A 21,677-nucleotide genomic window follows, 5' to 3' on the forward strand; every position below is an offset into this window, starting at 1 on the left:
CACTGAAACCGTATGGTAGAAATACTTAGATTTTGTGGAAGGCATTGCTCTATTCACTAATATAACCTATTCTGGTTCTGGTTTAAAAATATAGCGTTTTTGTCAGGTTAGCCGTAACAAAAAAAACCGGCAGAAACCAAACGTTGCGGCTCAGACAAAGTCCAGCCAGCTTTCGTATTTTGCAAGTTTGCCGTGGATTGCGTCGAAGTAGGCCGACTGCAGTTTTTTGGTTATCGGCCCTGGCTTGCCCTTGCCTATCGTGTGCGAGTCAATCATCCTTATCGGAGTGACTTCCGCCGCGGTTCCGGTGAGGAAAGACTCATCGGCTGCAAGGGTTTCCTGCTTTGTTATTTCCCGTTCCTCGAACTTTATGCCTTCGTCTTTGGCTATCTGTATGACGCTTTTGCGCGTTATGCCGTCAAGCGTGTTCTTCATTGTCGGAGGACTCATCAAAACATTGTCCTTGACGACAAAGATGTTTTCGCCGGAGCATTCCGCAAGGTTGCCTTGCGCGTCAAGCATAAGGGCTTCGTCAAAACCCGCTTTGACTGCCTCAACTTTTGCGAGAATGCTTGAAACATAGTTGCCTGAAACCTTCGCATGCGTTGGCATGAAATGGCTCGGAGGCCTGACCCAGCTTGAAATCTTGAGCCTAATGCCGTTCTTCACGCCCTCCTCGCCCAGATAAGTGCCCCATGGCCATGCCGCTATTCCTGCCTCGACGTTTATGCCAATCGGGTTGAGGCCCATTTTGCCGTAGCCGACGAAAACAAGGGGCCGGATGTAGCATTCCTTGAGCTTGTTTTTACTGACAACATCTTTTGCCGCCTTGAAAAGCTCGTCATTCGAGTATGGCACGGTTATGCCCAAAACGTCCGCGGAAAAAAACAGCCTTTTGAGATGGTCTTTCAGCCTGAAGATTGCAGGGCCCTTATCGGTGTTGTAACAGCGTATGCCTTCAAAGACCGCAGAGCCATAATGAAGCGCATGCGTCAAAAAATGCACTTTCGCGTCCTTCCAGTCCACGAACTTTCCGTTGAGCCAGATTGTTTCGACTTCTTCCACCAGATCGCCCCTGAAATTTTAACAATTATTGCCTAAAAATCTTTAAATAATCGTTTGCCCAAATCCAGAACCCTACCATGCACTGCCAAAACGCCTTCGCGTGCAAGCAAACGCCGCTTCACCTTGGCGCCTTTCGCAAACCCGCCCAGCCCACCATCCGATTTAATGACGCGGTGGCAGGGAACGTGCGGCATGCCGGGACTTTTGTTCAAGGCGTTGCCCACTGCCCTGAACGCAGCCGGATTTCCAACAGCTTTTGCTATTCCGGCGTACGTGGAAACCTTTCCAGCGGGAATTTTCTTGCACGCATTCCACACCTTTTCCTGAAAGGTTTGTTTTTTCGCCTCCATTTCAATCACGATAAAGCTTTTTCGCGAGAATGAATTTTTCAACCGCTTCCGGCACAAGCCCTTCAAGCGGCAGGCCCTTTTTTGCAAGCGCACGAATCCTTGTGCTGTTCAGATTCCCGCCGAAATCAGGCACGACGCACACGGAAATTTTTTTCAACAGGGCTTTTGCATTTTTCCAACGATGCAATTGCCGCTTGGTTTTTGTGCTCACGACAAAAATGAATTCATGTTCCGGAAATTTTTTCAGCAGAAAATCTACCAAGTCAAGCGTATGGCTTGTCCTGTTCCTGATTTCAAAATCCTTGACCTTGAATTTTGCGTTTGCCTTTGCCGCAAGGCGGAGCATGGCAAGCCTGTGCTTTGGAAGAGAGGGCTGCCTTTTCTTCCACGGGTTCCTGAAAGCGGGAACAAACCACAATTCGTCGGCGCGCGTCTTCTTCAGCGCGGCCTTTGCCGCGGCCAGATGCCCGTTGTGCACAGGATCGAAGGTTCCGCCGAACAGCGCGATTTTCATTCCATCCCCTGGCCCGCTTTAACCACTTGAAGGGAGAAATCAATTGACTTTGCACCGGTTGTCAGGCAGCCCATTGAAATGAAATCCGGCCCTGCGGCGGCAAACTCTTTCAGGTTCTTGAAATTTATGCCACCGGAAAGCTCGATTTTTGCGTTTGAAATTTTTCGGAGTTCCGCAACGGTTTCCTTCGCATTCTCCGCAGAAAAATTGTCAAGCAGAATCATGTCGGGGCCCAGTCCTGCCGCGGAAACCGCCTCTTCGCGGGACGAAACTTCTATTTCAATCGTCTTTGACGCGCCGTATTTCTGCCTTGCCGCAAAAACCGCGGCACCGGCATCGGAAAAAAATCCGAGATGGTTGTCCTTGAGCAGGACGAATTCGGAGAGGTTTTTCCTGTGCGGCCAGATGCCTGCAACTTCGGCGGCCTTCTTGTCGAACAGGTTGAAGCCGGGCATTGTCTTGCGCGTAAGGGCGGGCATCGCCTTCGAACCCGTTCCTGCGGCAACGCGTTTTGCCTTTGCGCAGGCGGTTGCCACGCCGGACATCCTGCCCAAAACATTGAGCGCGGCCCTTTCAACCCCAAGGATGTTGGTGTTGAGGCCGGTTATTTCCGCGACAACTTTTCCGGATGAAATCTTCTGTCCGTCCTTCGCCTTCGCCGCAAAAACAAGTTTTTTTGATTCGAAGAGGAACCGCGCTTCCTCCAGGCCGGCTAGAACGCATGGCTGCCTGCAGGTTATCTGCGCCGTGCAAAGCCTTTCGTTCAGCAGCGCGGATGAAACGTCCCCGCTTCCTATGTCGTCCTTCAGCAATGAGGACAGTTTTTCCTGCATTTCCTCGGAAAGCATTTTCGGCACCGGAAAAAACCAACTGCAAAAACAAAATCCAGACAATCAAATTTTGACGATGAACGGGAACGCGAGCTTGTGCGCGTTCAGCCTGTTGCGTTCGAGCACCCGCTCCACAAGTTCCGGGGAAAACTTTTTTTTCACTTCCGCTGCGGGCCGCTTTTCGTCAAACAATGCGGTGAGGATTTTGTCCAGCTCGGAGTAAGGCGCGCCCAGTTCGCCTTCATCGGTCTGGCCGTCCCACAGGCCCGCGCTCGGCGCCTTTGAAATTATTTTTTGCGGCAGGTCCACTGCTTTTGCGACTGCGAAAACCTGCGTCTTGTAAAGCGATGCAATCGGCAGGATGTCGCATCCGAGGTCGCCGTATTTTGTGGCATATCCAAGCAGGGCCTCGCTCCTGTTGCCGGTTCCTGCGACAAGCGCGTTGTGCGCGTTCGCGAAATTGTAAAGGCAGGCCATCCTGACGCGTGCCGCAACGTTTGCCTTCGAAATCCCGGTCTGCTTCCACGGCAGTTTTTCAAATTCCCCTGCCGCCCCGCCGATTTCAAAGAGTTCGCACCGCATTCCAAGGGTTTTTGCAAGTTCCATTGCATCTTCAACATTGGCGCGGTCCCTGCCCCTGTCCACGGGCAGTATGATGCCGGAAACGTTTTCTTTTCCGAGCGCGTCAACAAGGATTTTTGCGACAAGGCTCGAGTCGATGCCGCCGGAAAGGCCGACAACCGCGTTCCTTGCGCCGGCTTCGGTGAAATACAACTTTGTTTCCGAAACAATCCTGCCGAACAACCCGGATTCATCCATGACAAGCCACCATGTGAATGAATTAAAAGAACTCAGACGGTTTTAAATATTCAAAATTTGCGGACAATTTGTCCTGAAAAGGCGCTTTTTGGCATTTTATTGGCCATAATGTATTCAAACCGGACAAAAAATCATGCCCATTTCGCAAGTGCCGCGGCAAGCTCGCGGTGCGATTTCGCGTATTCCGCCGCCGGAACCTTTTCCATTGCCGCGTCGACCGCCTGCCTCAATGCCCTCGCGCCGGCAAACGTTCCATTCGGATGGCCGTGGATTCCGCCGCCGGTCTGGATGACAAAATCCCTGCCGAAAATTTCAAAAAGTTGCGGGACGTGGCCGGGATGCAGGCCGCCGGAAGCGACAGGCAGGGTCTGGTTCAGGCCATGCATCGGTTTCCTCAAAGCATCGCAGTGCGCCAAGACTTCATTGCGCGTTTCAGACATTTTTCCGACGGCAGTGCCGACGTGCAACTGGTCGCCGCCCACAAGCCTGACAAGCCGCGCAAGGGAAAGCATTGCAATTCCATGCTTCGGATTGCGGTCGAACGCGGCATGCTGGGCGCGGTGGCAGTGGATTGCGCATTTCAGGTTGAGGTCACGCACGGTCTGGAATGCAGCCCAGCCCGCGGTCAGAAAGTCGACCATCACGTATTTTCCGCCGTGCTTTTCAATGAATTCCGCGCGCTTCACCATTTCATTGGTTTCCGCCGTGATGTTCAGGAAAAAGGCCTTTTTTTCGCCGGTTTCCTTTTCGATTTTGTCACCCAGCTTGAGGCCCTCGTATGCGCGCTCGTAAAATGGGTTGAATTTCTGGTTTGAAAGGTTCTCGTCGTCCTTGAGGAAATCGCATCCGCCAAGCCACGCTTCGGCGCAAAAGCCGAGGTGGTCTTTCAGATTCAGGCCCAGCTTGGGCTTTATGACGGTTCCGATGAGCGGGCGCTTTTTGACCTTCATGAACCTGCGGATGCCTGCAATGCCGAACTTCGGGCCCTTGAACTGCTTAACCATTCCTTTCGGAAAATATATGTCCTCAAGCCGCAGGTTTTTCAGGCCGCCGAGGCCGAAAACATTGCCGGCAATCGAGCTTAAAATGTTCGGAACGCTGCCTGTCTCGAACAGTTCAGGAGGATATGCGATCTGGATCGTGTTTCCCTTTATGCTGTAAACCTTCGCCCCAAGGCGGTCCATGTAAGGCTTGACTGTTGTGAGCTTGGTCCAGGTGCCGGTCGAGGATTCAGCTGCGACCCCGCCGCAGGCTTCCCTGAAAGTGAGCTCGGACGGATGGTTTTCCACGCGAAAAGTGCAGACGAGTTCGGACGGCTTGGGCTTGTAGCCTTCGTGAATATAAGCGAGATACTGCGGTTGTGGCTTGTGCGACATGGTAAAAGTTAGGATTTTCTTATTTAAATAATTACTCCCCAATTAAATTAGTGCAAACAAAAAAATTGGCCGGTGGACAAAACGTGATAATAATAATTTCGGGTTTCGCGGGTTCGGGCAAAAGCACGCTCGCGGAAAAGCTTGCCTCGCACTTCAAGCTGAAATGCGTGCATGCCTCGGGCATACTCAAACAGCTCAGGGAAAAAAGCATCGACGACATCCGTGCCGAAAAGGCGGAAAAAGGCACGGGCTTCTGGGAAGGCGCCGGCGGAGAAGGCATGATGAAAGCGCGCCAGGAAAACGGCGGCATGGACCGGCAGCTCGACAAGAAACTGCTGGAAATAATCGAAGCCGGGAACGTAGTGCTCGACTCGAAGACAATGGGCTACCTGAGCGGCAAGGGCATCAAGGTATGGCTCGATGCGAGCCTGGAAACGCGCGCGAAAAGGGTTGCGGAAAGGGACGGCCTGGACGCAAAGGCCGTGAAGGAAAAGCTTGCGAAGCGCGATGAAACCGACATCGCAATCTACAGGAAGCTTTACGGCTTCACTCTCGGCGAAGGCGTCAAGGAAAGGTTTGACATCGTCATCGACACGCACTCGTTCGGAATAGACAAAACTTTTGAAACCGCGGCCGCGAAAATAGGAAAACTGGAAAAGCAGAAAAGCAAAAAAGGCGGAAAAAAACAATCCGCAAAATGACGTCCTCCCTGTTCTAAGGGCAGAGTATCCTTGCCGATTACAAGCCATAGGAAGAACAAATCGGCCTAAAGGATTAGGTATCAAACCATGGAACTCACTCGGCCTATTGCAACAGCAATAGGCCTTAGTTTCGTACCCGGCGGACGAAACCGCCGAATGATTTTATTTTGCCTGCTGTTTGAGCACCAGCCTTATGTCCTCGTCGGTTATGGTTTTCCTGTTCGCGTGCTTTGAAAACTGGCCGGCCTGCTGTGCGATTTTGATGCCGTACTCTTCCATTACTTCCGCAAGCTCTTTCACTGCGCTTTCCGATACCCTGCCAGCGCCGGACTTGCGGATTATCCTGTCAACCGCTGCAAGCGGCAATTCAGACATAAATAAAACACCCTCCGAAAAATAAAGGTATTACAGGACTTTTTAAGCCCAAAATATTAAAAAACAATGGTTTTTCCGCAAAAAAAGCCATTTTCGGGCTTTAAGGCGCAAGAAATCGCAAAAGCCGGCATCTTAATGCAAAAAGCCGTGACGATTCCGGGACAGCGTTTTAACCGGCTTCGGAATTTCAAGGGAAAGCTGCCTCAATCATTGTTTTAAACCCGGTTTTGGAATCTTTTATTGGCCATTCGGACGGCATTGATTGATTTTAAATGCTTCCCGGTTAATCGTCTTTGTGCATGAAAAAAAACTGGTGCAGTAATGACAGAATTTTTCTCCCACCCGTGCCTGAAGGAAAACACCGTTGAAAAAAGGCTTTACCAGGAAGTCCTTGCGGCGCGGGTCCTTGAAAGGGGCAACAGCCTCGTCGTGGCGCCCACCGCGCTTGGAAAAACAATCATTTCCGCCTTGCTTGCCGCGGAATTGCTGCAAAAATCCCCGAAAAAAAAAATCCTCATAATGGCGCCGACAAAGCCTTTGGCCGTGCAGCACCAGAAGACACTGAAAAGATTTCTCGCGATTCCGGAAGAAAAAATTTCGCTTGTCACAGGCACGACTCCTCCGGATGACAGGGCGAAAATCTGGGAAAACAGCTCAATCGTTTCCGCGACCCCCCAGACGATTGAAAACGACATTGTTACGGGAAGGATTTCCCTTGAAAACGTCTCGCTCGCGGTCTTCGACGAATGCCACCGCGCCGTAGGCGATTACAGCTATGTTTTCATCGGAAGCCAGTTCGCGAAAAAATGCCCAACTGCCATCATCCTCGGCCTGACCGCTTCTCCCGGCTCGGAAGAGGAAAAAATCCAGGAAGTCTGTTCAAACCTCTCCATCAAAAACATTGAAATCAAGTCGCATTCCGACGAAGACGTGAAGGCTTACACGCACAAAATTGACGTGGAATGGCGCAGGGTCCAGCTGCCGGAAGAATTCCTTGAAATCCAGGGGCTTTTGAACGGGTTCCAGGACGAACAGGTGCAGTTTCTCAGGAAAATCGGCTATGTCGGGAGGAAGTCTTTCCTGCGGAAAACCGAACTGCTTGAATTGCAGGCGCGCATCAGGCGCGACATAGCAAGGAAGGGAAATGAAATGCCCTATCTCTTCCAGGCCGCGTCCAAGGCGGCGGCAATCTTCAAGGTGAGCCACGCGCAAATCCTGCTTGAAACACAGGGCATTCCGTCGCTGAAAAAATATTTCGACAAGATTTTTGCGGACGCGGGCCAGAGCGGCTCGTCCAAGGCCGCGAAATACGTTGCCGGGCACAAGAGCATTGTGCGCGCAATGGCGATTGCGGAAGCGCTTGACGCGAAAGGCGTAATTCACCCGAAGCTCGGCGAGCTCAAAAAAATCCTGTTCGAACAGTTCTCGAAAAGCCCGGACAGCAGGGTCATAGTCTTCAACCAGTACAGGGACAACGTCAAAATGCTTGAAGGTGAAATCAACCGCGAAGGGATTGCAAAGGCGAGGCAGTTCATCGGCCAGGCGGACAAGGAAAGCGGCAAGGGCATGAGCCAGAAGGAACAGGTGCAGGCGATAAAAGAATTCGAGGCGGGAACATTCAACGTCATGGTCGCAAGCTCGGTTGCAGAGGAAGGCCTTGACATACCATCCGTGGATTTGGTGGTTTTTTACGAGACAGTGCCATCCGAAATAAGGCACATCCAGAGAAGGGGAAGGACAGGAAGGCTGAGCGAAGGCAAGGCAATCATTCTAATGGCGAAGGGCACGCGCGATGAAGCATACTATTATTCAAGCATGGCAAAGGAGCGCAGGATGAAGTCGACTCTGCACACCATGCAGCAAATCGAGGCGATTGCCCTTCCACAACAGCCGAAAACCGGGAAAATGGATTCGCAGACAACCCTCGGCAGTTTCGCGGAAACCAAAGGCGAAAAAATAAGGATTTTCGTCGACCAGCGCGAGCAGGCGTCAAACGTTTCAAAGGAACTCGTGGAAATGGGCTGTGTCATCACAATGAAACAGCTTGAAGTCGGGGATTTTCTCATAACGAACGACATCTGCGTCGAAAGGAAGACAATCGAGGACTTCATTTCCAGCCTGCTTGACGGAAGGCTGTTCATCCAATTGCAGAACATGGCTGAAAACTTTTCCCAGCCGCTAATGCTGGTGGAAGGGAACAAGGATGAACTTTTCACTATACGCAACGTGCACCGCAACGCAATCATCGGAACCATGACATCCATAGCTCTCAACTACCGCATTCCCATACTCTTCACGAACGACGAGCACGAAACCGCGGAATTCATTTTCGTCACCGCGAAAAGGGAACAGCTCGGAAAAGGCCACGACATCCGCCTGAGGATCGGCAGGAAAGGCCTGACCCTGCCGGAACAGCAGAGGTTTCTTGTCGAATCATTGCCCGGAATCGGCCCGAACACCGCAAGATTGCTGCTCAGACATTTCGGCTCAATCCGGCAGATCGCGAACGCTTCGGAAAAGGAACTGCAGCAGGCGGAAAACATCGGCGAAAAAAAGGCGAAGGCAATCAGAAAAGTGCTGGACGCGAATTTCGAGGAAAGATAAAACGATAAAAGCCGTCATTTTGCAAATGCGAGAATTGCCGCGCCATCAGATGAAAAAACCCTGCTCACGTTCGCGCAATCCTCCGCTTCCAGAATGCCGTTCTTGAAAGCATTGGAATTCAGCGCGCTTTTGTGCACGAAAAAATAGTTTGCGTTCCATTTGGAATATTCGGCGCGGATTTTTCCGCAGTCCGAAGTGCCGATTATCGCGTTCATCGAATCATTGCGCTCCTTCAGCCGCGGCGCGAACTCGAAATAACCGTCAATGACCACTGCGCGGCTGGCGAAATATGCCAGAGGATGGCCCCTGTCCCATGACCCGAAAATGTTCGCATCCTGGACCGTATTGCCGCCAATCCACTGCATTGCGCTTCTCTCGGAAAAGTCGGCAAAACGGCTCGTCTGCCACAGCAGGGAAACGGAAAATGCCAGCGCAAGGACAAGGAAAAGCATGGCGAAGATTTTCCTGTAAGGCAGGGTTTTCCGGAAAACAAAATCTATGCCGTATCCGGCAAGCATGGCAGCCGGAACAGCCGCGAAAATTGACAGCCTGTTCGAAAAGATTGCCACTGCAAACATCGACAAAAACCACGCCCTGAGAAAAACGCTGTTCCTGGCCTTGAAAAACAGCAGGCCGGGCAGGACAAAAAAAGCGGTTGTTGAAAAAAAGATTATGAAGTTGACGAACGACAGGTGCGCGGCCTCCGCGGAATCAAGCGAAACCCTGGAAACATACATTGTGAGAAGGTAATGCTGTGAAAACAGCCATGCAAGGAAAACAAGCGCGGCCGGGAGAACGGCAAAGGCGGTTTGCCTGAACGAAAAGCCGGTTTGCCTGAAACGCGAAACAATGCAAAAGCAGGCCAGGGCAAAAAAACCTATGAACGCCGAAAGAGGGTGCAGCAGCGCCTGCGCAACTGCAAGCAGCATTGCAGGCCACGGCCGCCTGATGAACAGCAGGAAAATTATCGCCGGAACCACCAGCAGAGAGAGGCCGTCGGGCCTTGCATTCGAGCCTGTGCGGAGGACGTGGATTGAAAGGATTGACAGGGAAAGCGCGGCGAAGAAGGCGGTGCGCCCGCTTCCGAACAACCTGCGCGCGAAAACAAAAACCAGGAGGATTCCGAACACGCCGTACAGGCTTGGCAGAAGCCGTATCAGATAGTAAAGCGGTATTCCGGACAAAACGGAAAACACCGCAAAAATGACGTGCTGGAGCGGCGCGTAAGAATAATAGCGGCCCTGCATTGACAGCGGATCAAAAGAAGGCACGTTGCCAGAATCAACAATGGACTGCGAATGCCTCAAGTGGAAATAGCCGTCAGGGTCGACAAACGAGTCGACTGCAAGCGGGGCAATGCGCACCACGAATGCAAGCAGAAGAACAGCAAGCAAAAGGGATTTCCATGACAAAAAGCCGTTCCTGGAAGTGGGGCGCATTCACAAACCCGCCATGGCAATGCGCTCTAAAACAAGCAGTTCGACCGCCTTGCCTTCAGGCATTCCGGAAAAGCCGGAAAGCTCTTTCGCGGAAACGGAATAAAAGTTTTTGGCGCCTTCAAGGCGCGCCTTTTCCGCAGGCAGGGATTTTTCAGAGGCGGCAAAACCGAAATTTTTTGACAGGAACGACAGCGCAAGGCTTTCGTCACCCGCGTTTTTAAGGCACATTACCGCAACAACACTCTGCGCTCCGGAAGAAAATTTTATTCTTGAAACCGCGTCCGAGATCCTCGGCGTTCCGCAGAACCGGCCAAGGAAATCAAGCCCCATCTTTTTCGACGTTCCTGAACCAGAGGCAAAAGCCGAAACCGACTGCTCCAGGGCGGAGAAAACCTGCCGCTCGGAAACGAAAATTTGCGCGGGCAAAACCTGGACAAAGCCCTTGCTTTCAGGAAAGCCGGAAAGCAGGGTAAGGTCTGCCTGCACGAAATCCGCTTTTCCGGGAACCGCCAGGCAGTGAAAACCGCGGCATTCGAGGGCCATGCAGGAAAGTAGGCTGAAAACAATTAAAAAAAGCTTTTTATTCTTTGCCGAACGGAGTGTTATATCTAAAATCCTGATTTTTTAGGAGATTGCAGGAGACCAAAAGCATGACACAATGGCATTTGAAGTCAGAAAAGAAGTCCACCGGCGGAAGGCGCACGTCCAACCGCAGGAGCGACAAGATTCTCGCTTGGAAGGGCGGCGACTTCACGGCAACAACCGTTGACGCCGAAAAAGACGAGAGAAAAGTAAAGAGCGGCATTGGCAGCACAACCAAGGTCAAGCAGAAAAAGGCGAAAACCGCAAGCGTGATCGACAAGGCGACGAAAAAGGCGCTGAAGGCCGAAATCGTTTCAGTGGTGGAAAACGCGGCGAACAGGCACTATGTCAGGAGAAACACCATAACCAAAAACGCGGTAATAGTCGTCAAGATCAACGGCGAAGAGAGAAAGGCGCGCGTAACGTCAAGGCCGGGCCAAAGCGGCGAAGTGCAGGCAGTTCTGATATGAGGGGCAACCCGGCTTGCCCTGCAAAGTGGTCTGATTGAATCTTGCAGGCAAATAATAGGTTATTATGGCACGCGACCCCAAAAAGTATTAAATATGTCAGATGCGCTATAGAATAATTAGTGAATAGCAAATTTGGGAGGTGCGCATAAATGAAAAATAGGTTAATTATAGGGCTATTTCTGGCATTAACGCTGCTCATGGCCACTGCACTGGCGGGCAAACCAAACCTTACGCCTGCTCTGGCAAACGTCAATCCTTCTAAGGGCCAAGCAGAAGTCGTTATCCCAGAAAATGCCGTGGAGGTTGCTCCGGGCATTTTCAGCATTGGAACAGCGGTCAGCAATGGCAAAACAGTTGAAGGACTTGCATTTGTTGACTATGTGAAAGGCTTTGCAAGAGGCGGAAAGGGCGGCACGGGTGCAAGTTCCTGTTATGGCTTCCTTGCAAGAGGCGCAAAGTGGAAAACAGTAGAGCCATATGTAGTGAATCCGGACAACACTTCAGGCGTTGACACGGCACTTATTGCGACAAACCTTGCCGCAAATATCGCCAAATGGGAAACTGCAGCAGGGAAGGACATACTCGGAGAAGGAAGCGTAACAACGGAAACTCTTGCGGCTGATACCACGAGCCCGGATAACCAGAATGAAATGTACTTTGGCAGCATCAGCGAGCCTGGGGCAATAGCCGTCACAATAGTATGGGGCATATTCGGGGGACCGCCACAGACAAGAGAGCTTGTGGAATGGGACCAAGTATATGACCAAGCGGACTATGCCTGGTCTGCAACAGGCGAAGCAGGAAAAATGGACTTTGAAAACATCGCAACACACGAATTGGGCCACAGCGTAGGCTTGAGCGACCTCTATGAAAGCACGTGCGCTGAACAGACGATGTACGGCTATGCCGACTATGGCGAAACCAAGAAAAGAACTCTTGAAGCAGGCGACATAAAAGGCATCCAAGAGTTATACAAATGAGGGGCCAAAGATTGGCCTTTCATTCTTTGTCAGGTTGCATGGGCAGAGCCCAAAATAGATTATGTAGTACACAATCGCAGGGTTTTTAAATCTGCGTGGGGGCTATTTATATTTGTGTTTTGCGCCTGATTTTTCGCTTTCGGTCCAAAACCGGGAATTTTTTTCCAAACGCGGGCGTGCTTGACGCGCCCGGCAAAAGGTGGTTCTGTAAATGGCTGAAAACAAGTGTCCTGAATGCGGCAGCGACAAGGTCCTGCACGACGCCGAGAGGGGCGAACTGGTCTGCCAGAGCTGCGGCCTCGTCATAGAATCCGACGACGTCGACTTCGGCAAGGAGTGGAGAAGTTTTGACTCCGACCAGTTCGAGAAAAGGGCGCGCACAGGCAGCCCAATGAAATACGTCAAGCTGAACAAGGGCCTTGTAACGATGATTGACAGGCGCGGAACAGACCTGCGCGGAAACAAGCTTTCAAGCAAGAGCCGCGCGCAAATGTACCGCCTTATCAAGTGGCACAAGCGCGCAAGCATAAGCTCAAGCATGCAGCGCAACCTCTCAATCGCGCTGACCGAGCTCAGAAGGGTTGCAAGCTATTTGAACATCCCAGAATCTTTGGTTGAAGCGGCGGCATTGCTGTACAGGAAAACAGTCAAAAAGGGCCTCATAAGGGGAAGGCTCATTGAAGCTGTTGTCGCTGCAGTGCTTTACACCGTGTGCAGGACATACCACGTGCCAAGGACGCTTAACGAGATGGCTGAAGCAAGCGGCCTGACGAAAAAGGAAATCGGCCGCACGTACAGGTTTCTGGTGCGCGAATTGAGGCTTGACGTTCCGCTGACAAACCCAATTCACTACATTCCAAGGTTTGCAGCAGAACTCAACCTTTCCGGCGAAGTCCAGGAGGAAGGCAGAAAGATCCTGGAAGAGGCAATCAAGAAAGGCCTCATCTCCGGAAGAGGGCCGACCGGCGTCGCGGCAGCCGCAGTCTACATTGCGGGGCTGCTGAAAGGCGAGCGCAGGACGCAAAAAGAGGTTGCGAACGTCGCGGGCGTGACGGAAGTCACGATAAGGAACAGGTACCGCGAGCTCAAGAAGCGCCTGGACATAGACGTCGCGGCATGAACGAAAAAAAGGCATTTCTTCAGGGCAAGGCCGTAACGGCTTTGCCCGCAAAATTTTTTCGTGAGAAAAAATGCCAGGCCTTGCCTTTGTCGCATACGAGCTGTTGTGGTTCGCAATTTTTGCCTTCGCTCTCGTGCATTCTGCCAAAAAATACGGGAAGGGCCGGACTGCAGCATTTTTTGCGCCCGCAGTATTCTGGGGCTTCCTGCTCGAATTCGCGTCGCAGGAAATTTTCGCAAGATACCATTATGGCAGCGGCTTTCTGGTTTATGCCCTCAACGTCCCGCTTTGCATTTCCCTTGCCTGGGCAGCCCTCATTTATTTCGGATACGTTTTTGCAAGCCACGACCTCAAAATAAAAAACCCGCTCAAAGCAGGCGTTGCCGCTGCAATCCCCCTCGCCGCAATGGACTTTTTCCTGTTCGAGCCGCTTGCAAAAATCTTCGGCTACTGGGTTTGGACTCCGGAAAGCGTCTGGTTCGGCTCGCCGCTCGGAAACCTCTACGGATGGTTTTTCGTGGTGGTGCTGTATGTTGCAGTGTTCGTATACCTGGAATCAATGCGGGGCGGCTGGAAAAAAAGGCTCGCATTGAACTTTGCGCTGATATTGCCGAGGCTCATGGTCCTGATAGCCATCCTGCAGGCGTGGGCAAATCTTTTCGGCAGCCTTTAACCTTGAACGCAACCGTTTTAATCTTGTTTCGCGTTTCTATTTTTCATGCTGGTTTGCGGGGTTGACGAAGCGGGCAGGGGCCCGGTCATGGGGCCCATGGTAATTGCCGCGGCGTGCATTGAAAAGGCCGACGAGGAAAACCTGGCTAAAATGGGGGCAAGGGACTCGAAGCTTTTGACCAGGGGCCAGCGCGACAGGCTGAGAAAAAAAATAATCGATGCCTGCATTGAAACCGCGCAGGTCGAAATCAGCGCGGAAGAGCTTGACGGGCTGATGTCAAGGCACAGCCTCAATGAAATCGAGGCCATGAAAATCGGGCAGATGCTCAACGGCCTCAAAAAAAAGCCGGAACTCGTGATCGTTGACAGCCCGGACACCATAGCGGAAAATTTCGCGAAAAGGCTCCGAAAATACGTTTCATTCAAAACATCCATCAGGGCCGAGCACAAGGCGGACGCGACAAACCCCATAGTCAGCGCTGCATCCATCATTGCAAAAACGAGGCGGGACGAGGCAATGGACGAAATCAGCGGAAAATGCGGCACGGATCTCGGAACCGGCTACCCGCACGACCCGAAAACAATCGCATTCCTTGAAAAAAACGCGGAGGAAAAAAGCCTGTCGGAATTCGTTAGGAAAAAGTGGGCGACAACGCAGAACATACTCGACAAAAAGAGCCAGAAAAAAATTTTCGACTATTGAACTGCGCGCAGGACGGGCGTGCAAAAAAAATTTCCTGAAGCGAAAAGCAATTAAAATCGTTGCGGCTTAATTTATTTTATGCCGGCTTGGGACAAAAAAAAGAAAGCCGATTTCCCGTTCGACTTTGACAGAATCGAACAGCTCATGTCGGAGCTTGTTGACAGCCTGACTCAGGGCAACGGCATTCCGGAGGGCCAAAAACCTTCGTTCATAGGGTTTTCGATAAACTTCGATTCCGCGGGAAAGCCCAGGTTTCTTGGAAACCCGTTCAAAAAGCGCAAACCCGCGGAAAAGGCGGGAAAGCGCGATTACCATCCGCTTGCAGACGTCATAAACGAAGCCAAAACCATCACAATCGCATTGGAACTGCGCGGCGCCGGCGAAAAATCAATCAGGGTGAGCCAGCCGGACGAACACACCGTAAAAATCGAGGCGGGGCAGAAGCACAAGCCGTTCCGCAAGGAAATGTTTTTCGGCGAAAAACTGAAGAAGGGCTTTAAGTCAAAGTTCAAGAACGGGGTACTGGAAATCGTGCTCGAAAAAAACATCGCCAACCGCGCCTAGTCCTCCCAGTTCTCCCATTTCTGCCTGCCGGAAAGAATCCCGAAATTCGCCTTTATTTCTGTCGTGGTCTTTTTCCGCACAGGATTCGGCTTTTTCTTTTTCACGCGCTTTCTTCCAGCCATCGATAATCACCCGGGAAATTGGCGGAAATAGTAATGGCCGGCTCCGGCTTTTAACCGTAATGAAGGCGCGTTTCCCGTGAACTGGCTACAACCCATCTGGCCGTTCAGCTATTAGGGCGGGCCGCGCGACAATCAGACCGAGGAGCCGAATTGTTCCAAAAATTTTTTAGTCGTGCGCAGGACGTAAGTTCTTCCTTTCGGCTCCTTTGTGATGAAGCCTTCTTCCAGCAGCCTGGCAATGTGGTCGTAGGCCTTGTTGTTCCTGTATTTTATGACAGTGCTCTGGTCCACGGGCTGCTTGAAGGAAATGAACGCAAGCGTTTTCATCATGCCCTTGTGGAAAAGATTGTCCGAGGCGAGGGATGCGACGTTCCTGTCAAATTCCCGTCTCACTTTCATCTGGAACTTGTCGTCAACCTGGATTATTTCAAGCGCGGAGTCCCGCTCGTTGAATTCCTGCATTAGCTCAAGGCAGAAGGATTTGACCGCCGAATAGTCTGCGGTGCCGGCGATGTTCTGCAGCTCCGCAATAGACAATGGCGCGGGACTCATGAAAAGGGCTGCTTCAATTATTTTCATTTCCTTTGACATTCTAATCCTCTTTTACCACGCTATTGGCGGAATTGCCGGCGGGCGTGTTCGGCCTGACAAAAAACGATGCAACCAGCAGCAGGATGCCGATAACAGCGGCGATGCCGGAAAAAAGCATTGCCTGCGAAAAAACCGCGGAAATGAAATCCGTTGCTATGCCTGAAAGCGCGGCGCTGGCAGCCGACAATCCCTGCGGGATTCCCGACAGCGCGCCCTCCAAAACGTTTTTGGCGGAGGCCATGGCAATGAATGAAACCGCGAATGCTGAGATTCCGGCGAATGCGAGCGCCGAGCCGAGAGCCTTCAAAACGGATTTCATTGAATGCCGGTACAAAAATGCCAGCAAGCCAAGCATCAGAATTGCGATTGCCGCGGAAGCATAAATGCCGAGAAAGAACAGGGAAACGTAGCTCCTTGCATCCTCCAAAGGCTTTCCTTTCAACCCGAACTGCTGTGAAACGCTCAACGTGTCCGGAATCGTTGAAAGGTCAAGCGCCTGCACCGGCACGCCGAACTGCGAAGCCAGGGACTGCACATTCGACTTCAACGGAGCCAGGCTTATTGTGCCCTCAAAGCTTTCACGCTCGGACTTCAGGTAAGCAAGCAGTTCGGAAACCACTGAATCAAGGCTTTCCTTTATCCAGCTCCTTGGCACGAGCGAGTCCTTTGCAAGGCCCGCAACTGCGGGCAGTTGCGCCTGGCTCATGGCCGCAGCCTGCAGCTGGCCGTAAACGTCGTACTTTTCAAAGCTTGCAAGGTAAAACGCCGGTGAGAGGGCAACGGACGAGAAGGAAAACGAAAAAATGAACGCAGAGAAGGAAAACGAAAAAATCAGGACAATGATTGCCGACAGGATTTTTTTTAGCAGCCCAGCCACAAAACCACCGACAGGCCGAATGCCGTCAGCATAAGAAAAGCAAAATCACTATTTAACCTTTACTGACCTACGGCGGGCTGAAGCCCGCCGGGTCGTAAAACCAAAATGCAACCGAAAATTGCGACGGCGCTTTCGAATTCATCTCCCTGTTGAAACATGGCAGGGTTCTTCTGCGACGGCGCCTAAACCCGCCCGCATGCCGGCCGCAGTTGCCAACGATTACTATCCAAAGCACTGGCAGAGCTGAGAAAGCCGGGAATATTCAGTCGGCCTTGCAGGTCTTGCACGCCTTCAAAACCCTTTCCTTGGCGATTTCAAGGGCCGCGTCCCTGGGCAGCTTTTTCCCGGAAGCTGCGTGCTCAAGAACCGTTTTCGTGTTTTTGGTTATTTTCTTTTCGACCAGCGCAAACATTTCCTTTTCCCGGCCGCCGATGAATTCAACGTAGGATGAAATCACGCCGCCCGCGTTCGCAACAATGTCGGGCACTATAAGGACGCCTTTGCCGGCAAGAATCCTTTCCATTTCAACTGACATCGGAATGTTGGAACCTTCCACGATTATTTTCGCGTTGACCGCATTGACGTCGGTGGCAGTTATAAGGTTCGGGATCGCCGCGGTTATCAGAATGTCGGCCTTTGCTGAAACAATGTCCATGCAGCCGTTTCCATGCCTGGGCTTGTAATTGACAACGCTTCCGGTTTCGGACTTCACCTTTGCAAGCGCCTCAAAATCGATGCCGGCGGAATCGCACAACACGCCCTTGCTGTCGGAAACCGAGACAAGTTTTGCGCCGGCTTCGGTCAGGAACTTCGAGGCAAACCAGCCCACGTTGCCGAAGCCTTCAACTGCAAAAGTCATGCCATTCAGGCGTTTACCAAGATGCTGTGCGGCAATCTTTGTCGCATGAAAAACCCCGAAACCCGTGCTTCCGAGTTCATGGGGCAGCCCGCCCATTGAAGCGGGTTTGCCCGTGCAAGCCTTCCTGTCGCCGATGGCCTCGGAAAAAACCTGCATTTCATGCTCCGTAGTGGAAATGTCGGGACCCGCAACGTACAGGCTTGGCACTACCGGCTTCACTGCTTCGGCGAACGCCCGGATGATTTCATCCTTTTTTTCAGGCGTGAGCCGTTTGGCATCCGCGACTATCCCGGATTTTGCCCCGCCGAACGGCAGCTCGGCAAGCGCGTTTTTCCAGGACATCGCCCTTGCAAGCGCGAAAACCTCTTCCCTTGAAACTGAGGGAGTCATGCGGATGCCGCCCTTGCCCGGCCCGAGCGCGGTATTGTCTATCACGACAAAGCCGTGCATTCCCGCCTTTGCATTGTAAACCTCGAAAACCTTTTCCGGGCCGAACCCGTCGAACAGTATCCCGTTAGCCACCAAAAACCACCCCGAACAACCATGACAAATCCAGACCCAAATGAAAAAATACAAAAGCAAAAGGAATTAAAGGACTGTTAAAACAAAATACCGGGCGGGAATATTTAAAACTTCATTCAGCCGGATTGAAGAAAATTAAAAAAATTACCCAAAAAATAAAAAAATGGCCAAAAAAATGCGGAAAAACCCGTATTAAATGAAAAAAATTCATGAACGGAACGGGCGTTCAGATGAGCTTTTTCCCGTTCTCAATGACATGGATTACGTTGACCGGGCACGAGTTCGCGGCCTCCATGTGGTTCTTCAAATCATCCATTTCCTTGAACTGCATGTTGTTGTCGCCTTTGGCCCCGATGAGGTCTGACTTGCCGTCAGAATTCATTTCCCAGCCTTCCGGGAAAACCGCGGCGCAGGCAGCGCAGCCAATGCAGTTGGGCCTGTCGTGTTCCACCCTGAATTTTGCCATTTCCGAAATCACCTTTAACATTTAATTTCTGGGGCAATTATTTAAACCTTTTGCAAGATGCTCCGGCAAAACAACGACAGTTGCCTTAAAAAAATTAAAAAACAGGTTTCCGCCATACTCTTACAATGAAAACACGGGAACGGGCGGAAAAAATACTTGCGCGCCTGAAAAGGAATTTCGGAAAGCCGCATACGGCGCTTTCATACAAAAAGCCGCTGGACCTGCTCATGGCAGTCATACTTTCCGCGCAGTGCACTGACGCGCAGGTAAACCGCGTCACGCCAGGCCTGTTCAAAAGGTTCAGGAAAGCCGAAGATTATGCCAATGCAAGCATTCAGGAAATAGAATCCTTCGTCAGGCCGACGGGCTTCTACAGGAGCAAGGCTAAAAGCCTGAAGGAGACGGGCAGGATCCTCACTGAAAAGTTTCACGGCAAGGTGCCAAGAACAATGGATGAGCTGATGGAATTGCGCGGCGTTGCGCGCAAAACTGCAAACATCGTTTTGACTGAAGGCTTCGGCATAGTCGAAGGCATTGCAGTGGACACGCACGTGAAAAGGCTTTCATGGAGGCTTGGGCTGAGCAAAAACAGGGGCCCTGTCAAAATAGAGCAGGACCTGATGAAACTGTTCCCGCGCGCGGAGTGGGAAGACGTTTCAATGCTGCTTATCCTCCATGGCAGACAGACGTGCTTTGCAAGAAAACCCAAGTGCAGGGAATGCGGACTGCAAAAGCTTTGCCCGAGCGCATTCAAGGCCTGAAACAGGCAAAAAAACGCGTTTTGGGCTGCCGGAAGATTTTGCCTTTTTTATCGTCCTATTAAAGGGAATGCCCCATTTATATTGTTATGGGCACGGACAAAACAATCACAAGCAACAGGATTTACCTTAAGAGGCCGAACGATGAAAAAGAGGCAAGCGAAGACGACATCAGGCAGCTGGAGCGGTCCGCGATTGCAGGCTTCAACATGGGAAAAGAAGTCTACATCATAGAAAAATTCCCGAAAAAGTTTTTCTACTTTGCCACCAAAATCAGGATTGAAAAAGTTGCCGACAGGGTGGCTTCCCTCTCAGCGGTTTCGAATTCAAGGCTGTTCAGGGTTGTTCCAAGCCACAGCGTTTACTGATTTGGTTGCCAGCCTATGCGCGGCTAACCCCATCTTTCAATGCGGATGTTTTCCTTTGCAACTCCCGCCTGGCCGAGCAGTTCGTTGAGGCTTGCCACCATTTCATTGGGCCCGCAGATGTAGAAGACCTTTCCATCAAGCCCCCCGATGGCCTCTGCGATGCAGTCCGGGTGGAAGCGCCCGAGCAATCCATTCCAGCCATCCGGTGTTTCCCTTGTCAGGGTCCAGATTGCCTTGACATTCTTGTTTGCCTTTTCAAGCGCGTTCAGCTCGTCAAAATAAATCAGGTTTTCGCGGGTACGGGCGCTGAAAAGTATGAAGACCTTGGTCGGCAGGCGCTTCTCCGTTATGTAGTGCGCCATGCACCGGAATGGGGCGATGCCGGTGCCACCCGAAACAAGGACAATGCACTTGTCGTTTTCGCCCAGGACAAAGTGGCCGGCCGGGCCTTTCGCGACAACCGCGTCCCCCGGCTTCGCCCCGAACAGGCGCGACGTGAATTTTCCGACCTTGTTGCAGGTTATCTCAAAAAACCCCTTTTTAGTTGGCGGGGATGAAATCGAATACGAGCGCACGGTCGCGGAATCATCCGGAAAACTGAGCATTACAAACTGCCCCGGCCTGAAATCGAAGTCAACGCCTTCCGGGATTGCGAAGCGGAACGTTTTGGTGTCAAGGGCCTCGTCTTTTATTGAGAGGATTTTTGACTCGAACCTGGTGAAAGCCATTCAGGCACCTCGGACAGTGTAAATGTTTTGGACTGCAAAAACTATAAATATGCCACGCCACAAGATACTTTAAAAGGCAAAAAATGCCGGAGCAGACGGACGGAAGAAAAAATGCCTAAGGAAAGCAGGCGCAATGCCAAACCCGGGAGAAGCCTCGGCTCAACACTGTTCATTGTTGCCGTCCTTGCCATCGCGGTTTACCTCGTCGCGCAGCAGAGCGGCATGACAAAAAGCGGCACCACAAGCGGCAACAGCATTCTTCCGGCCCTGGCGCAGCAGGACGCCAACGGCAGCATAAGCGTTTTCTTCTGCCCCCAGGACAACTGCGGGTTTGAACTCAACAATGCGATAAGGAAGGCGGGAAAAAGCGTTGACTGCGCGCTATACGAACTCAACCTGCCTTATGTCATAAGCACGCTTGAGGAAAAGCAAAAATCCATTCCGGTGCGCATAATGATTGACTCCGACAACATCGGCGAAGAGCAGAGTCTGGCGCAATTCAAGCAGCAGGGTTTCCTTAAAACCGATGACAGGGGCCCTTTCATGCACGACAAGTTCTGCGTGATTGACGGGAAAACTGTTACAACCGGTTCGATGAACGCGACGGGAAACGACGACGCGAAAAACAACAACAACCTTGAAATAATCGAGTCGCCGGCCCTGGCCGCAAATTATTCCGCGGAATTCGATGAAATCTGGAACGGCGAATTCGGCAAAAGCTCGCCAAAGAATGCAACAACCGCATTCAGGATAGCCGGAACCGGGGTCGACAATTTTTTCTGCCCGGAAGACGATTGCGAGGAACACATACTTGCGGAGCTGGACAAGGCGCAGAAAAGCGTCGACTTCATGACGTTCAGTTTCACGAGCGACGCGATCGAAGCCAAGCTGATTGAACTGATGAAAAAAGGGGTTGTTGTCAGGGGCGTGTTTGAAAAGCGCAGCAACGACGAAAGCTATTCCGCGTATTTCCCGCTGCAGAAGGCGGGCGCCGACGTCAAGCTGGACGGCAACCCCGCAACAATGCATCACAAGGTTTTCATAATCGACGGAAAAGCCGTAACAACCGGCTCGATGAACCCGACTGCAAACGGCAACGAGAAAAACGACGAAAACCTGATAATACTGCACGGCCAAAGCATCGCGGAACGGTTTGAAAGGGAATTCGAAAAGGTTTTCGCGGAAGGCAGTGCGGAATAAAAAACCAAAACAAAAAAGCAAA

Annotated in this window: 25 protein-coding genes; 11 read left to right on the forward strand and 14 right to left on the reverse strand. The window is 51.6% G+C overall.

Going from position 1 to position 21,677, the window contains the following annotated elements; all coding sequences use genetic code 11:
* Positions 1-150: 150 nt before the first annotated feature.
* The 6 genes from HY394_04150 to rbcL form a co-directional block, all read right to left on the reverse strand.
* Positions 151-1,065 carry a branched-chain amino acid transaminase gene (locus HY394_04150; GenBank protein MBI4053203.1) on the reverse strand — a complete coding sequence of 305 codons (915 nt, stop codon included), beginning with the start codon at positions 1,063-1,065 and terminating at the stop codon, positions 151-153.
* Positions 1,066-1,097: 32 nt separating this feature from the next.
* A complete protein-coding gene (locus HY394_04155; GenBank protein MBI4053204.1) occupies positions 1,098-1,415 on the reverse strand; it encodes an MGMT family protein in 318 nt (105 codons plus the stop codon).
* Between the two features lies 1 nt (position 1,416).
* Entirely contained in the window at positions 1,417-1,929 is a 513-nt protein-coding gene (locus HY394_04160; protein MBI4053205.1) for a nicotinate-nicotinamide nucleotide adenylyltransferase, read from the reverse strand.
* Positions 1,926-2,777 (reverse strand): carboxylating nicotinate-nucleotide diphosphorylase, encoded by an 852-nt coding sequence (gene nadC / locus HY394_04165; protein MBI4053206.1) that lies wholly within the window; start codon positions 2,775-2,777, stop codon positions 1,926-1,928. The genes HY394_04160 and nadC overlap by 4 nt, the downstream gene beginning before the upstream one ends.
* Before the next feature lie 45 nt (positions 2,778-2,822).
* Positions 2,823-3,578 (reverse strand): NAD+ synthase, encoded by a 756-nt coding sequence (locus tag HY394_04170; GenBank protein MBI4053207.1) that lies wholly within the window; start codon positions 3,576-3,578, stop codon positions 2,823-2,825.
* Between the two features lie 131 nt (positions 3,579-3,709).
* Entirely contained in the window at positions 3,710-4,954 is a 1,245-nt protein-coding gene (gene rbcL, locus HY394_04175) for a type III ribulose-bisphosphate carboxylase (protein ID MBI4053208.1), read from the reverse strand.
* Positions 4,955-5,019: 65 nt separating this feature from the next.
* Between rbcL and HY394_04180 the strand changes: the two genes are divergently transcribed.
* Positions 5,020-5,655, forward strand: coding sequence for a cytidylate kinase family protein (locus HY394_04180; GenBank protein MBI4053209.1), 636 nt, complete (start codon positions 5,020-5,022; stop codon positions 5,653-5,655).
* A gap of 162 nt (positions 5,656-5,817) precedes the next feature.
* On the opposite strand, the gene HY394_04185 is transcribed toward HY394_04180, so the two are convergent.
* On the reverse strand, positions 5,818-6,030 hold the full coding sequence (locus tag HY394_04185) for a histone family protein (protein ID MBI4053210.1): 213 nt from the start codon (positions 6,028-6,030) through the stop codon (positions 5,818-5,820).
* A gap of 321 nt (positions 6,031-6,351) precedes the next feature.
* On the opposite strand from HY394_04185, the gene HY394_04190 reads away from it, so the two are divergent.
* On the forward strand, positions 6,352-8,634 hold the full coding sequence (locus HY394_04190) for a DEAD/DEAH box helicase (protein ID MBI4053211.1): 2,283 nt from the start codon (positions 6,352-6,354) through the stop codon (positions 8,632-8,634).
* A gap of 14 nt (positions 8,635-8,648) precedes the next feature.
* On the opposite strand, the gene HY394_04195 is transcribed toward HY394_04190, so the two are convergent.
* Positions 8,649-10,073, reverse strand: coding sequence for a hypothetical protein (locus tag HY394_04195; GenBank protein ID MBI4053212.1), 1,425 nt, complete (start codon positions 10,071-10,073; stop codon positions 8,649-8,651).
* Positions 10,074-10,616, reverse strand: coding sequence for a hypothetical protein (locus HY394_04200; protein ID MBI4053213.1), 543 nt, complete (start codon positions 10,614-10,616; stop codon positions 10,074-10,076).
* Positions 10,617-10,723: 107 nt separating this feature from the next.
* Between HY394_04200 and HY394_04205 the strand changes: the two genes are divergently transcribed.
* From HY394_04205 to HY394_04230, 6 genes are all read left to right on the forward strand, one after another.
* Complete coding sequence (locus HY394_04205) at positions 10,724-11,125, forward strand: 30S ribosomal protein S8e (protein ID MBI4053214.1); 402 nt, start codon at positions 10,724-10,726, stop codon at positions 11,123-11,125.
* A gap of 149 nt (positions 11,126-11,274) precedes the next feature.
* Positions 11,275-12,105 carry a matrixin family metalloprotease gene (locus tag HY394_04210; GenBank protein MBI4053215.1) on the forward strand — a complete coding sequence of 277 codons (831 nt, stop codon included), beginning with the start codon at positions 11,275-11,277 and terminating at the stop codon, positions 12,103-12,105.
* 211 nt (positions 12,106-12,316) lie between these two features.
* Positions 12,317-13,225 (forward strand): transcription initiation factor IIB, encoded by a 909-nt coding sequence (locus tag HY394_04215; GenBank protein ID MBI4053216.1) that lies wholly within the window; start codon positions 12,317-12,319, stop codon positions 13,223-13,225.
* A gap of 70 nt (positions 13,226-13,295) precedes the next feature.
* Positions 13,296-13,898, forward strand: coding sequence for a carotenoid biosynthesis protein (locus tag HY394_04220; GenBank protein MBI4053217.1), 603 nt, complete (start codon positions 13,296-13,298; stop codon positions 13,896-13,898).
* A 45-nt stretch (positions 13,899-13,943) separates the two neighbouring features.
* Complete coding sequence (locus tag HY394_04225; protein ID MBI4053218.1) at positions 13,944-14,600, forward strand: ribonuclease HII; 657 nt, start codon at positions 13,944-13,946, stop codon at positions 14,598-14,600.
* Positions 14,601-14,678: 78 nt separating this feature from the next.
* Positions 14,679-15,164, forward strand: a complete 486-nt coding sequence (locus tag HY394_04230; protein ID MBI4053219.1) for a hypothetical protein — start codon at positions 14,679-14,681, stop codon at positions 15,162-15,164.
* Between the two features lie 254 nt (positions 15,165-15,418).
* Here the strand turns inward: HY394_04230 and scpB are convergent, their stop codons facing one another.
* The 4 genes from scpB to HY394_04250 form a co-directional block, all read right to left on the reverse strand.
* Complete coding sequence (gene scpB, locus HY394_04235) at positions 15,419-15,877, reverse strand: SMC-Scp complex subunit ScpB (GenBank protein ID MBI4053220.1); 459 nt, start codon at positions 15,875-15,877, stop codon at positions 15,419-15,421.
* 1 nt (position 15,878) lies between these two features.
* The gene (locus tag HY394_04240) at positions 15,879-16,754 is read right to left on the reverse strand and encodes a hypothetical protein (protein MBI4053221.1); all 876 of its coding nucleotides are present in this window, start codon (positions 16,752-16,754) and stop codon (positions 15,879-15,881) included.
* A gap of 262 nt (positions 16,755-17,016) precedes the next feature.
* Positions 17,017-18,135: a Glu/Leu/Phe/Val dehydrogenase gene (locus HY394_04245; GenBank protein ID MBI4053222.1), complete on the reverse strand. Its 1,119-nt coding sequence runs from the start codon at positions 18,133-18,135 to the stop codon at positions 17,017-17,019.
* Between the two features lie 226 nt (positions 18,136-18,361).
* On the reverse strand, positions 18,362-18,601 hold the full coding sequence (locus HY394_04250; GenBank protein ID MBI4053223.1) for a ferredoxin: 240 nt from the start codon (positions 18,599-18,601) through the stop codon (positions 18,362-18,364).
* Between the two features lie 125 nt (positions 18,602-18,726).
* Here HY394_04250 and nth point away from each other — a divergent pair, with 125 nt between their 5' ends.
* Both nth and HY394_04260 read left to right on the forward strand, forming a co-directional pair.
* Positions 18,727-19,362, forward strand: coding sequence for an endonuclease III (gene nth / locus HY394_04255; GenBank protein ID MBI4053224.1), 636 nt, complete (start codon positions 18,727-18,729; stop codon positions 19,360-19,362).
* Between the two features lie 86 nt (positions 19,363-19,448).
* Positions 19,449-19,727 carry a hypothetical protein gene (locus HY394_04260; GenBank protein MBI4053225.1) on the forward strand — a complete coding sequence of 93 codons (279 nt, stop codon included), beginning with the start codon at positions 19,449-19,451 and terminating at the stop codon, positions 19,725-19,727.
* A 23-nt stretch (positions 19,728-19,750) separates the two neighbouring features.
* Here the strand turns inward: HY394_04260 and HY394_04265 are convergent, their stop codons facing one another.
* The gene (locus tag HY394_04265) at positions 19,751-20,455 is read right to left on the reverse strand and encodes a hypothetical protein (protein ID MBI4053226.1); all 705 of its coding nucleotides are present in this window, start codon (positions 20,453-20,455) and stop codon (positions 19,751-19,753) included.
* Positions 20,456-20,566: 111 nt separating this feature from the next.
* Between HY394_04265 and HY394_04270 the strand changes: the two genes are divergently transcribed.
* Positions 20,567-21,655, forward strand: a complete 1,089-nt coding sequence (locus HY394_04270; protein ID MBI4053227.1) for a hypothetical protein — start codon at positions 20,567-20,569, stop codon at positions 21,653-21,655.
* Positions 21,656-21,677 lie beyond the last annotated feature (22 nt).

This window comes from Candidatus Diapherotrites archaeon (assembly GCA_016205145.1).
Lineage (GTDB): Archaea > Iainarchaeota > Iainarchaeia > Iainarchaeales > JACQJH01 > JACQJH01.